Origin of the sequence: Pseudomonas sp. NPDC008258 (genome assembly GCF_042956345.1) — a bacterium.
Classification (GTDB): Bacteria; Pseudomonadota; Gammaproteobacteria; order Pseudomonadales; family Pseudomonadaceae; genus Aquipseudomonas.
Genome location: NZ_JBIBGE010000020.1, coordinates 20,116 through 31,619, shown reverse-complemented (window position 1 = coordinate 31,619; position 11,504 = coordinate 20,116). Strand labels below are relative to the sequence as shown.

The 11,504-nt window shown below is 61.6% G+C and carries 14 protein-coding genes; 10 read left to right on the top strand and 4 right to left on the bottom strand.

Annotated features, from left to right (window positions below; all coding sequences use genetic code 11):
* Positions 1-45 precede the first annotated feature (45 nt).
* The gene (locus ACFY9W_RS17135; protein ID WP_391132281.1) at positions 46-534 is read right to left on the bottom strand and encodes a DUF3015 family protein; all 489 of its coding nucleotides are present in this window, start codon (positions 532-534) and stop codon (positions 46-48) included.
* 260 nt (positions 535-794) lie between these two features.
* Between ACFY9W_RS17135 and ACFY9W_RS17130 the strand changes: the two genes are divergently transcribed.
* From ACFY9W_RS17130 to ACFY9W_RS17110, 5 genes are all read left to right on the top strand, one after another.
* On the top strand, positions 795-3,233 hold the full coding sequence (locus ACFY9W_RS17130) for an AAA family ATPase (RefSeq protein WP_391132279.1): 2,439 nt from the start codon (positions 795-797) through the stop codon (positions 3,231-3,233).
* A gap of 160 nt (positions 3,234-3,393) precedes the next feature.
* Positions 3,394-3,732: a hypothetical protein gene (locus ACFY9W_RS17125; protein WP_391132277.1), complete on the top strand. Its 339-nt coding sequence runs from the start codon at positions 3,394-3,396 to the stop codon at positions 3,730-3,732.
* Between the two features lie 201 nt (positions 3,733-3,933).
* Positions 3,934-4,422 carry a TIGR00645 family protein gene (locus ACFY9W_RS17120; RefSeq protein WP_003247486.1) on the top strand — a complete coding sequence of 163 codons (489 nt, stop codon included), beginning with the start codon at positions 3,934-3,936 and terminating at the stop codon, positions 4,420-4,422.
* A 217-nt stretch (positions 4,423-4,639) separates the two neighbouring features.
* Positions 4,640-4,945, top strand: coding sequence for a DUF6482 family protein (locus tag ACFY9W_RS17115; RefSeq protein WP_391132275.1), 306 nt, complete (start codon positions 4,640-4,642; stop codon positions 4,943-4,945).
* An 85-nt stretch (positions 4,946-5,030) separates the two neighbouring features.
* On the top strand, positions 5,031-5,648 hold the full coding sequence (locus ACFY9W_RS17110) for an FKBP-type peptidyl-prolyl cis-trans isomerase (RefSeq protein ID WP_391132273.1): 618 nt from the start codon (positions 5,031-5,033) through the stop codon (positions 5,646-5,648).
* Positions 5,649-5,775: 127 nt separating this feature from the next.
* On the opposite strand, the gene ACFY9W_RS17105 is transcribed toward ACFY9W_RS17110, so the two are convergent.
* From ACFY9W_RS17105 to ACFY9W_RS17095, 3 genes are all read right to left on the bottom strand, one after another.
* Positions 5,776-6,021 carry a hypothetical protein gene (locus tag ACFY9W_RS17105; RefSeq protein ID WP_016713350.1) on the bottom strand — a complete coding sequence of 82 codons (246 nt, stop codon included), beginning with the start codon at positions 6,019-6,021 and terminating at the stop codon, positions 5,776-5,778.
* Positions 6,022-6,105: 84 nt separating this feature from the next.
* The gene (locus ACFY9W_RS17100; RefSeq protein WP_010951939.1) at positions 6,106-6,447 is read right to left on the bottom strand and encodes a zinc ribbon domain-containing protein YjdM; all 342 of its coding nucleotides are present in this window, start codon (positions 6,445-6,447) and stop codon (positions 6,106-6,108) included.
* Between the two features lie 168 nt (positions 6,448-6,615).
* Positions 6,616-7,584, bottom strand: a complete 969-nt coding sequence (locus ACFY9W_RS17095) for a polyprenyl synthetase family protein (protein WP_012270433.1) — start codon at positions 7,582-7,584, stop codon at positions 6,616-6,618.
* A 244-nt stretch (positions 7,585-7,828) separates the two neighbouring features.
* On the opposite strand from ACFY9W_RS17095, the gene rplU reads away from it, so the two are divergent.
* The 5 genes from rplU to ACFY9W_RS17070 all read left to right on the top strand — a co-directional run.
* Entirely contained in the window at positions 7,829-8,143 is a 315-nt protein-coding gene (gene rplU / locus ACFY9W_RS17090) for a 50S ribosomal protein L21 (protein ID WP_003247466.1), read from the top strand.
* A 38-nt stretch (positions 8,144-8,181) separates the two neighbouring features.
* The gene (gene rpmA, locus ACFY9W_RS17085; RefSeq protein WP_003247464.1) at positions 8,182-8,439 is read left to right on the top strand and encodes a 50S ribosomal protein L27; all 258 of its coding nucleotides are present in this window, start codon (positions 8,182-8,184) and stop codon (positions 8,437-8,439) included.
* Positions 8,440-8,627: 188 nt separating this feature from the next.
* Complete coding sequence (cgtA, locus tag ACFY9W_RS17080; RefSeq protein WP_391132269.1) at positions 8,628-9,854, top strand: Obg family GTPase CgtA; 1,227 nt, start codon at positions 8,628-8,630, stop codon at positions 9,852-9,854.
* Between the two features lie 85 nt (positions 9,855-9,939).
* Positions 9,940-11,058 (top strand): glutamate 5-kinase, encoded by a 1,119-nt coding sequence (gene proB / locus ACFY9W_RS17075; RefSeq protein WP_391132267.1) that lies wholly within the window; start codon positions 9,940-9,942, stop codon positions 11,056-11,058.
* Positions 11,055-11,504 (top strand): CreA family protein (locus ACFY9W_RS17070; RefSeq protein WP_391132265.1); only part of this gene is annotated, 450 nt, incomplete at its 3' end. The genes proB and ACFY9W_RS17070, both read left to right, overlap by 4 nt.

The following is an 11,504-nucleotide window of genomic DNA, read 5'->3' as shown; positions in this document are numbered from 1 at the left end:
GAAAAAGGCGAAACCCGCCCCAGGGTGGGGCGGGAGCAGCAGTGCTTAGGCCTCGGTAGCGTATTTGGCCAGGCGTGGGTCGTTCTTCAGGACGGCCAGGGTGTTGCTGTGGACTGTTTCAGCAGTGACGTCGGCGCTGGTGAAGATCTGGTTGAAGTGCTGGTGGGCGACCGACTGGAAGTAGGTACGGTCTTCCGGGGCCACACCGAGGACCACGGCATAGGTGGTCAGTGCTTCGCCCTGGCCCATGGCCATGTCTTCGGAAAGCTCGTTCATCATGCCGTTCATGGCGAACCACGACTTGCCGCCGTAGGTCAGCGAAGCCTTGGTGGAGCAGCCGTTGGTGCCGGAGGTCATGCCGAAGGTGGCGTTACCGGAGGTGCCGTTGGTGGTGGAAGCCAGGAAGTGCGCCGGCGTGCCGCGCTGGCCTTCGAACAGCATGTTGCCCCAGCCGCAGTTCGGGCCGCCTGGCGCTTCGGCCATGGCGTTCAGCGAGACCACGGTGAACAGAGTACCCAGAAGAATCCGTTTCATAGCATTTGTTCTCTTTGTCTTAACCAAGGGTCAGGGTTTCTGGCAACTCGGTTGCCAGGTCGGGAAAGCATTTCACCCACCCGCGCAGCTTGGAGTTTAGGCACGATCTAAAGGTTGCGTTGTTGATTGCGAAAAATTTGCTGTTACGTGACCTGCGCCAGCTGCGACCGGCGCGATATAAAGTCCCGCAGAGCCTTGCAAGGCGCGCTTGGGCAGCGCCAGAATGCTGCGTATCTGCCCCGTCGAAGTAAGGAAACCCAATGCCCGATCCTGTCGCTGCGCGCCTGCGTCTTGCGCCTGAAGCCCTGACCCGGCGTTTCTCCCCCGAGCAGTTTGCCTTTACCAATACCGACGATCTGGAGCCGTTTCGCGGAGTCCTGGGCCAAGAGCGTGCTGTCGAAGCCCTGCAGTTCGGCGTGGCCATGCCGCGCCCCGGTTACAACGTATACGTGATGGGCGAGCCCGGCACCGGGCGCTTCTCGTTCGTCAAGCGCTACCTCAAGGCCGAGGGCAAGCGCCAGCAAACCCCGGCCGACTGGGTGTACGTCAACCACTTCGACGACACCCGCGAGCCCCGGGCCCTGGAGTTGCCATCGGGCAGCGCAGGGGCATTCATCGCCGACATGAGCGGGCTGATCGACAACCTGTTGTCGACCTTCCCGGCCGTGTTCGAACACCCGTCGTACCAGCAGAAGAAAGGCGCTATCGACCGTGCCTTCAACCAGCGTTATGACCGTGCCCTGGATGTCATCGAGCGGGCCTCGCTGGAAAAGGACGTGGCGTTGTACCGCGATGCCAGTAACGTCGCCTTCACGCCGATGGCTGACGGCAAGGCACTGGACGAAGCCGAGTTCGCCCAGTTGCCGGAAGAAGTGCGCGAGCAGTTCCACGAGGACATTGCCCTGCTTGAGGAGCAGCTGAACGAAGAACTGGCCAGCCTGCCGCAGTGGAAGCGCGAGTCGAACAACCAGCTGCGCCAGCTCAACGAAGAGACCATTACCCTGGCCTTGCAGCCGTTGCTGGCCCCGCTGTCGGAAAAGTACGCCGAGAATGCCGCGGTGTGCGCCTACCTGCAGTCGGTGCAGTTGAACCTGCTACGCACCGTGGTCGAGCAACTGGTTGACGACAGCAAGACCGACGCCGTTGCGCGCAAGCTGCTTGAAGAGCAGTACGCCCCAAGCCTGGTGGTCGGCCACCATGCCGCCGGTGGCGCGCCGGTCGTGTTCGAGCCGCACCCGACGTACGACAACCTGTTCGGCCGTATCGAATACAGCACCGACCAGGGCGCGCTGTACACCTCGTACCGCCAACTGCGCCCGGGCGCGTTGCACCGTGCCAACGGCGGCTTCCTGATTCTTGAAGCCGAGAAGATGCTGGGCGAGCCGTTCGTGTGGGATGCGCTCAAGCGTTCCTTGCAGTCGCGCAAGCTGAAGATGGAGTCAGCGATCGGTGAGCTGGGCCGAGTCGCCACCGTGAGCCTGCAACCGCAGATGATTCCGCTCAACGTCAAGCTGGTGATTATTGGCTCGCGCCAGCTGTACTACGCACTTCAGGACCACGACTCGGACTTCCAGGAGATGTTCCGGGTGCTGGTGGACTTCGACGAAGACATGCCCATGGTCGACGAGAACCTGGAGCAGTTTGCCCAGCTGTTGCGCACCCGCACCAACGAAGAGGGCATGGCGCCGCTGACCAGCGATGCGGTGGCGCGCCTGGCCACTTACAGCGCCCGCCTGGCAGAGAACCAGTCGCGCCTGTCGGCGCGTATCGGCGACCTGTTCCAGCTGGTCAGCGAAGCCGATTTCATCCGCCAGCTGGCCAGTGACGAAATGACCGACGCCGGGCACATCGAGCGTGCGCTGAAGGCCAAGGCCACCCGCACCGGGCGTGTGTCCCAGCGTGTGCTCGACGATATGCTCGCCGGCATCATCCTGATCGACACCGAAGGTGCGGCCATTGGCAAGTGCAACGGCCTGACCGTCCTGGAAGTAGGGGACTCGGCGTTCGGTATGCCTGCGCGTATCTCTGCCACCGTGTACCCAGGCGGCAGTGGCATCGTCGACATCGAGCGCGAGGTCAACCTTGGCCAGCCGATCCACTCCAAGGGCGTGATGATCCTTACCGGTTACCTGGGCAGCCGCTATGCCCAGGAATTCCCGCTGGCGATTTCTGCGAGCATCGCCCTGGAACAATCCTACGGCTATGTGGACGGTGACAGCGCCTCGCTGGGCGAAGCCTGTACGCTGATCTCGGCCTTGTCGCGCACGCCGCTCAAGCAGTGCTTCGCCATCACCGGCTCTATCAACCAGTTTGGTGAAGTGCAGGCAGTGGGTGGGGTGAACGAGAAGATCGAGGGCTTCTTCCGCCTGTGTGAGGCGCGTGGCCTGACCGGCGAGCAAGGGGTGATCATACCGCGTGCCAACGTCGCCACCCTGATGCTCGACGAGCGCGTGCTGCAGGCGGTGGAGAATGGCATGTTCCACGTCTACGCGGTCAGCCAGGCTGACGAGGCATTGAGCCTGCTGGTGGGCGAGGAGGCCGGTGTGCTTGATGACCAAGGCCTGTTTACCGAGGGAAGCGTCAATGCCCGGGTGGTGGAACGCCTGCGCGAAATTGCCGAGATGATCAGCGAGGAAGACATCGAGAAGGCTGAAAAGGAGCGCCTGGAAGAGGTGATTGCCCAGGCCAAACCGGCCTGAGTCAATAAACCGGCGCTAGCGGCTATGTGCTACCGTTCAGCGCCGGTTTTCCATCTTTTTACACGGTTCTTCTATGATGGAACTTAAGGACTGCATCAGCGTTCAGGATGGAAACAGCCTGGGTTCAGGCTGAACAAGGCTTATTGGAGGGGACGCGGCCATGCGCAACCTCAGCCTCACACGCCAGTGCCTGGGCCTGGTGACCCGCATCGAATGCAGCATCCGCCCACTGGCCGGGGATAACGGCATGTGGACGCTGCTGTTTGCCGCCGGCATGGCCGGTGAACAACCTTCCGCAATCAAGGCCCAAGGGCCGTTTCATGGGCCGATGGTGGCCGAGTCGGTGCTCAATGCCATTGTCGACAGCCTGACGTTGCACGGTTACCAGGTGGCTGATGACCCTCAGATCTGGTGCCTGCATTTGCAGGCGCAGTTGCGCAAGATCAATGGCGAGCGGTGTCGGAACCTGGGGGATTACCAGTTTCATCCTGAGACTTGAATCACCTTCACCGGCCTCATCGCCGGCAAGCCAGCTCCCACAGGTACAGCGCAGTGCCTGAGATTAGCGCTGTACCTGTGGGAGCTGGCTTGCCGGCGATGGGCTGCAAAGCAGCCCCCATTCACCGGGCTTTTGCTGTAACAGGTGGCTGGCTATACTCGCGGTCGTTTTTCCAGTCACCTGACGAGTCCCAAACCCTCCATGGAACGTATTCTTGAAAATGCGATGTATGCCTCGCGCTGGCTGCTCGCACCCATCTACTTCGGCCTGTCCCTCGGCCTGCTGGCCCTGGCGCTCAAATTCTTCCAGGAAGTGGTTCACGTCCTGCCCAACGTCTTCGCCTTGAGCGAAGCCGACCTGATCCTGGTGATCCTGTCGCTGATCGACATGTCGCTGGTGGGCGGCCTGCTGGTGATGGTGATGATTTCCGGCTACGAGAATTTCGTATCGCAACTGGATATCGACGAAAGCAAGGAAAAGCTCAACTGGCTGGGCAAAATGGACTCTTCGTCGCTGAAGATGAAGGTGGCCGCGTCGATCGTGGCAATTTCCTCCATCCACCTGCTGCGGGTGTTCATGGATGCACAGAACATCTCCACCGATTACCTGATGTGGTACGTGATCATCCACATGACCTTCGTGGTTTCGGCGTTCTGCATGGGTTATCTGGACAAGCTGACCAAGCACTGAGTCCAGCCAGACCTCTTCGCAATCCCTGTGGGAGCGGGCAAGCCCGCGAACACCGGCAAAGCCGGTGCCAGCCACCGCGTCGCATGTTTCGCGGGCACGCCCGCTCCCACAGGGATCCAGGTCTAACTGACGAGTGGCGTTGGTTATGCCTTGTGTAATCGTTCTTCCTGTACAAAAAATGAGCTCTCATGCGTGGTTCCCATCGCGAGGTGCTCTCATGAACCTGCATCAGCTCAATATTGAGGCCAGGGCCGGCCACGTCGACGAAGTGAACCTGATCGCCATCGAAGGCGGCGATTATCTTATTGAGGCCCGGCTAAAAGGGCATGCCCACCCGCTGGCAGACACCCGTGGTGAACGCTTGCGTGTACGTTCGGTGGAAGATGCGCGCAAGTTGCTGCAAACCATCCCCATGGTTTCGATGAACCTGGTGCACTGGTCGGTGCAGGACGAAATGTGTGGCATGGGCGCACACCCGGAAGAAGACCTGAAGGTGCCGATTTCCCAGCGTTCGGCCTGGTAGCTGCTCGCCGCGCCCCAGTGTGCTAGGCTGCTCGCCCTTTTCATCAAGGGCGCGGCTGCACTGCGCCCTGCAGTGGAGCACGACAATGTCCGAACTCAACCTGTCCACCGACGAAACCCGCGTAAGCTACGGCATCGGCCGTCAGCTGGGCGGCCAGCTGCGCGACAACCCGCCACCAGGTGTCAGCCTGGAAGCCATCCTGGCCGGCCTGACCGACGCCTTCAATGGCGCCGACAGCCGCGTCAGCGAAGCCGACCTGTCGGCCAGCTTCAAAGTGATCCGCGACATCATGCAAGCCGAAGCTGCTGCCAAGGCCGAGGCCGCTGCTGCCGCTGGCAAGGAATTCCTGGTCGAGAACGCCAAGCGCGAAGGCATCACCACCCTGGCTTCGGGCCTGCAGTTCGAAGTGCTGACCGCAGGTGAAGGCGCCAAGCCGACCCGCGAAGACAACGTGCGCACGCACTACCACGGCACACTGATCGACGGCACTGTGTTCGACAGCTCCTACGATCGTGGCCAGCCGGCTGAATTCCCGGTGGGTGGCGTGATCGCTGGCTGGACCGAAGCCCTGCAGCTGATGAACGCTGGCAGCAAATGGCGCCTGTACGTGCCGAGCGAGCTGGCTTACGGCGCCCAAGGCGTTGGCAGCATCCCGCCGCACAGCGTACTGGTGTTCGACGTCGAGCTGCTCGACGTTCTGTAAGATCGCCGGGGCCGCGTTGCGGCCCATTCGCGGGCTCGCCCGCTCCCACAGGTGTTGCGCAGAACTCAAACCTTGTGCGGTCCATGTGGGAGCGGGCTTGCCCGCGAAGAGGCCGGCCCTGCCGGCCTCAATTCCAGTCTGTTCCCGCAGGGCGCAACGCCCGCGCATAGCAAAACAGAAACAGGTTCCGCACCAGCTCCTTGAGCACCCCCGGTTCACTCGAATTCAGCCCGCTCATGTCCAGGTCGCCCTGGTCACGCAGTTCGTCAAGTGCTTCTTCTTCAAGCACCGCGCACACTTCGCCCGTTTCACGATGAAGAATGCGCAGGTAGGGGTGAGGGCGGTCCAGCCAGGCGTCGATCAGATAAGTCATGGCTATTCTCCTTGGATAGCAGTTCCAATGAGAATAATTCTTATTATCAGAATAGCAAGCGCCAATTGGCAGATTTTTGTGTAATCAGACTTTGCGCACGAACTCGGACTTCAGCTTCATGGCGCCGATGCCATCGATTTTGCAGTCGATGTCGTGGTCTCCGTCGCACAGGCGGATGTTCTTGACCTTGGTGCCAACCTTGACCACCAGGGAAGAACCTTTGACCTTGAGGTCCTTGATCACGGTGACGGTGTCGCCGTCCTGCAGGATGTTACCGACCGAATCCTTTTTCACCACGTCGTCACTGGCCGCCTCGGCGTCGCCGCTGGCCGACCACTCGTGGGCGCATTCAGGGCAGATCAGCTGGGTGCCATCCTCATAGGTGTATTCGGAGTTGCATTTCGGGCAGGGTGGCAGAGTGCTCACTTGGGTTCCTCAAACAAACAGACGGGCGGTTAAAGGCCTGCATTGTAAAAGGTATTTCTGCAGAAGGGATTATGTCCGGACAAAAGCATTCGCGGGCTTGCCCGCTCCCACAGGGACAGTATCAACCTGTGGGAGCGGGCAAGCCCGCGAAGAAGGCGACTCGGTCTATCAGTGAGTACGGGCTACAGCAAACTCGCTCAGCTCAACCAGCGCATCCCGGTACTCGCTGGCTGGCAGTACTTCCAGGCAGGCAATGGCACGCTTTACGTAATCACGCGCAAGCTCCGCGGTGTATTTCAGTGCACCGGACTCCTCGACCGCCACGCGAATCTGCTCCAGGTCCTCCAGGCCACCCTTCTGGATCGCCTGGCGTACCAGCGCAGCCTGCTCGGCAGTGCCTTCGCGCATGGTGTAGATCAGCGGCAGGGTAGGCTTGCCTTCGGCCAGGTCGTCACCGACGTTCTTGCCCAGGGTTTGCGAATCGCCCTTGTAGTCCAGCAGGTCGTCGACCAGCTGGAAGGCCACGCCCAGGTGGTCACCGAAGGTGCGCAGGGCTTCGCGCTGCTCGTCAGTGGCTTCGGCCAGCGCTGCGGCGCTGTGGGTCGAGGCTTCGAACAGCATCGCGGTCTTGCCGCGGATGACTTCCATGTAGACTTCCTCGGTGGTGCTGGCGTCGCGTACCCGCGACAGCTGCAGCACTTCACCTTCGGCAATCACACGGGTGGCCTTGGACAGGATCTGCATGACCGGCATCGAGCCCAGTTCGACCATCATTTCGAACGAGCGCGAATAAAGGAAGTCGCCCACCAGCACGCTCGGTGCGTTGCCCCACAGGGCATTGGCAGTGGAGCGGCCACGGCGCATGCCGGACATGTCGACCACGTCGTCGTGCAGCAGGGTGGCGGTGTGCAGGAACTCGATGGTGGCGGCCAGCAGGCGCAGGTCGTCGCCCTCGCGGCCCAGGGCCTTGCCGCACAGCAGCACCAGCAGTGGGCGCAGGCGCTTGCCACCGGCAGACGTGATATAGTCGCCGATCTTCGATACCAGCGGCACGCGCGAGGTCAGCTGCTTCTTGATGATCTCGTCGACGGCGCTGAAATCATCAGCCACCGCGCGGTAGAAGGTTTGGGGTTGCATCGGCTGCTCCAGTGAGGTTGCGCGGCATGCTAGGTCGCAGGTCCCGGTGTGTCAAGGCGCGGTGCCGGCTGGCCGGGGGCGGCACTTGCAAGCAAAACCCGTGTTGCGTACAATCGCGCACCCTAACTTCCTGGGCAGCACCTGCCTTACGCAATTGCACCGGGCCGTTCCAGCCCTGTGCAGCCATGCCAGCCAATACTCATCATATAAAGCGCTGGGTGAGCAGGATTATCGGAGAAATACCATGTCTTACGCAGTAATCGTTACCGGCGGCAAGCAGTACAAAGTCGCTGAAGGTGAATTCCTCAAGATCGAAAAACTGGAAGTCGCCACTGGCGAATCCGTGACCTTCGATCGCGTTCTGCTGGTCGCCAACGGTGAAGAAGTCACCATCGGCGCTCCAGTTGTTGCTGGCGCTAAAGTAGTGGCCGAAGTCGTTTCGCAAGGCCGCCACGACAAGGTTCGCATCATCAAGTTCCGTCGTCGTAAGCACCACATGAAGCGTATGGGCCACCGCCAGTGGTTCACCGAGATCAAAATCACCGGCATCCAGGCTTAATCCCCTAGATCCCCTGAATTTATTTGGAGAATTGAACCATGGCTCACAAGAAGGCTGGTGGTAGTACTCGTAACGGTCGCGACTCAGAATCTAAACGCCTTGGCGTGAAGATGTATGGCGGCCAGGTTATCAAGCCAGGCAACATCATCGTCCGTCAGCGCGGCACTGAATTCCACGCTGGCTACGGCGTTGGCATGGGCAAGGACCACACCTTGTTCGCCAAGATCGAAGGCGTGATCAAGTTCGAGAAAAAAGGCGAGTTCATGCGCCGTTACGTGAGCATCGTCGCCGCTTAATCGCGACGTCGCTCCAGAAGCCCCGTCATGCGACGGGGCTTTTTCGTTTGTGGTGAGCCTCTTGCAAAGCTGTTTGTCTGGGTTGCCGGCGTTGGTTTCTACGGTCGTACGGGGCCGCCGCGCTCATTTTTGCAAGAGCCTCATGTTTTTGAGTCATTCAGCTCGTCTGCCGACGAGAGGCGGTTTTAATGAAGTTTGTTGACGAAGTATCGATTCGGGTCAAGGCCGGTGACGGCGGCAACGGTTGCATGAGCTTCCGTCGCGAGAAGTTCATCGAGAACGGCGGCCCTAACGGCGGTGACGGTGGTGATGGTGGCTCGGTGTACATGGTTGCCGACGAAAACCTGAACACCCTGGTCGACTACCGCTACACCCGTCACCACGAAGCCCAGCGTGGCGCCAACGGCGGCAGCACCGACTGCACCGGCAAGAAAGGCGACGACCTGTTCCTGCGCGTACCGGTCGGCACCACCGTGATCGATGCTTCCACCCAGGAAGTGATCGGTGACCTGGTGACCCCGGGCCAGAAGCTGATGGTCGCCCAGGGCGGCTGGCACGGCCTGGGCAACACCCGCTTCAAGTCCAGCACCAACCGTGCGCCGCGCCAGACCACCCCGGGTAAGCCAGGTGACCAGCGCGACCTGAAGATGGAAATGAAAGTGCTGGCCGACGTGGGCCTGCTGGGCCTGCCGAACGCCGGCAAGAGCACCTTCATCCGCTCGGTTTCCGCAGCCAAGCCCAAAGTTGCCGACTACCCGTTCACCACCTTGGTGCCGAACCTGGGTGTGGTCAGCGTCGACCGCTGGAAGAGCTTTGTCATCGCCGACATCCCCGGCCTGATCGAAGGCGCTTCCGACGGTGCCGGCCTGGGCATTCGTTTCCTCAAGCACCTGGCACGTACCCGCGTGCTGCTGCACCTAGTCGACATGGCGCCGCTGGACGAAAGCAGCCCGGCCGATGCCGCCGAAGTGATCGTAAACGAGCTGACCCGCTTCAGCCCGTCGCTGGCCGAGCGTGAGCGCTGGCTGGTGCTGAACAAGGCCGACATGGTCATGGAAGACGAGCGCGACGAGCGCGTCCAGGAAGTGGTCGAGCGCTTGCAGTGGGAAGGCCCGGTCTACGTGATTTCGGCCATTTCCAAGCAGGGCACCGAAAAGCTCAGCCATGACCTGATGCGCTACCTTGAAGACCGCGCCGATCGCCTGGCCAACGACCCGGCCTACGCCGAAGAGCTGGCCGACCTCGACCAGCGCATCGAAGACGAAGCCCGTGCCCAGCTGCAGGCCCTGGACGACGCGCGCACTCTGCGCCGTACCGGCGTCAAGAGCGTGCACGACATCGGCGACGATGACGGTTGGGACGACGATTTCGAGGACGACGAAGACGGCCCGGAAATCATTTACGTGCGCGACTGACCGGTTGCAGTACACTAAACGCCGCTCTCTGGAGCGGCGTTTTTGTATCCACGGTATCTACAGATTCGACATAGGTTGGAAGAAGATGCGAAGCAAGGTGACGGGCGCCAAGCGCTGGGTCGTGAAGATTGGCAGTGCTCTGCTGACCGCCGATGGCAAGGGCCTCGACCGCGGTGCCATGGCCGTTTGGGTCGAGCAGATGGTCGCGCTGCGTGAGGCAGGCGTGGAGTTGGTACTGGTCTCTTCCGGGGCCGTGGCTGCCGGCATGAGCCAGCTGGGCTGGACCACGCGACCGAGCGCGATGAACGAGCTGCAGGCGGCTGCCTCGCTCGGCCAGATGCGCCTGGTGCAGGCCTGGGAGTCGAGCTTCGGCGAGCACGGCAAGCACACCGCGCAGATCCTGCTGACCCATGACGACCTGTCCGACCGCAAGCGTTACCTGAACGCCCGCAGCACCCTGCGTACGCTGGTCGACCTGGGTGTGGTACCGGTGATCAACGAAAACGACACCGTGGTCACCGACGAGATCCGCTTTGGCGACAACGACACCCTGGCGGCACTGGTGGCCAACCTGGTCGAGGCCGACCTGCTGGTGATCCTCACCGACCGCGATGGCATGTTCGACGCCGACCCGCGCAACAACCCCGAAGCGCAGCTGATCTACGAAGCCCGTGCCGACGACCCGTCGCTGGACGCCGTGGCCGGTGGCACCGGTGGTGCCCTGGGCCGTGGCGGCATGCAGACCAAGCTGCGCGCAGCACGCCTGGCTGCCCGCTCCGGCGCTCACACGATCATCATCGGTGGCCGCATCGAGCGCGTGCTGGACCGCCTCAAGGCGGGTGAGCGCCTGGGGACCTTGCTGTCGCCCGAGCGCGGCATGCTCGCTGCGCGCAAACAGTGGCTGGCCGGCCACCTGCAGACCCGTGGCACATTGGTGCTGGATGCCGGTGCCGTGCAGGCGCTGCGCCAGGCCAACAAGAGTTTGCTGCCGGTTGGCGTCAAGACCGTGCAGGGCAGCTTCCGTCGCGGCGAGATGGTGGTGTGCGTCGGCCCGGATGGCGTTGAAGTGGCCCGCGGCCTGGCCAACTACAGCGCCTTGGAGGCGCAGAAGATCATTGGTCAATCGTCCGACACTATCGAGTCGATCCTTGGCTACAGCGCTGAGCCTGAGTTGGTACACCGCGACAATCTGGTGCTGGTATGAGCGTGTTCAAGCGGGTGATTGCCGTGGCGGCGCTGGCGCTGCCAATGCTGGCCGGGGCCGAGGAAATTGGCCAGGTGTCCACCGTGTTCAAGTTCCTCGGGCCGAACGACCGTATTGTCGTTGAAGCGTTTGACGACCCCAAGGTCGAGGGCGTGACCTGCTACCTGTCGCGGGCCAAGACTGGCGGAGTGAAGGGTGGGTTGGGGCTGGCCGAGGACCGTGCGGAGGCGTCGATTGCTTGCCGTCAGGTTGGGCCGATCAACTTCAAGGGTGAGTTGAAAGACGGCGAGGAGGTGTTCAAGGAGCGCACCTCGCTGGTGTTCAAGACCATGCAGGTGGTGCGCTTCCTGGACAAGAAGCGCAATACGCTGGTGTACCTGGTGTATAGCGACCGCATTGTCGAAGGTAGCCCGCAGAATGCGGTGACCGCGATTCCGATCTTGCCT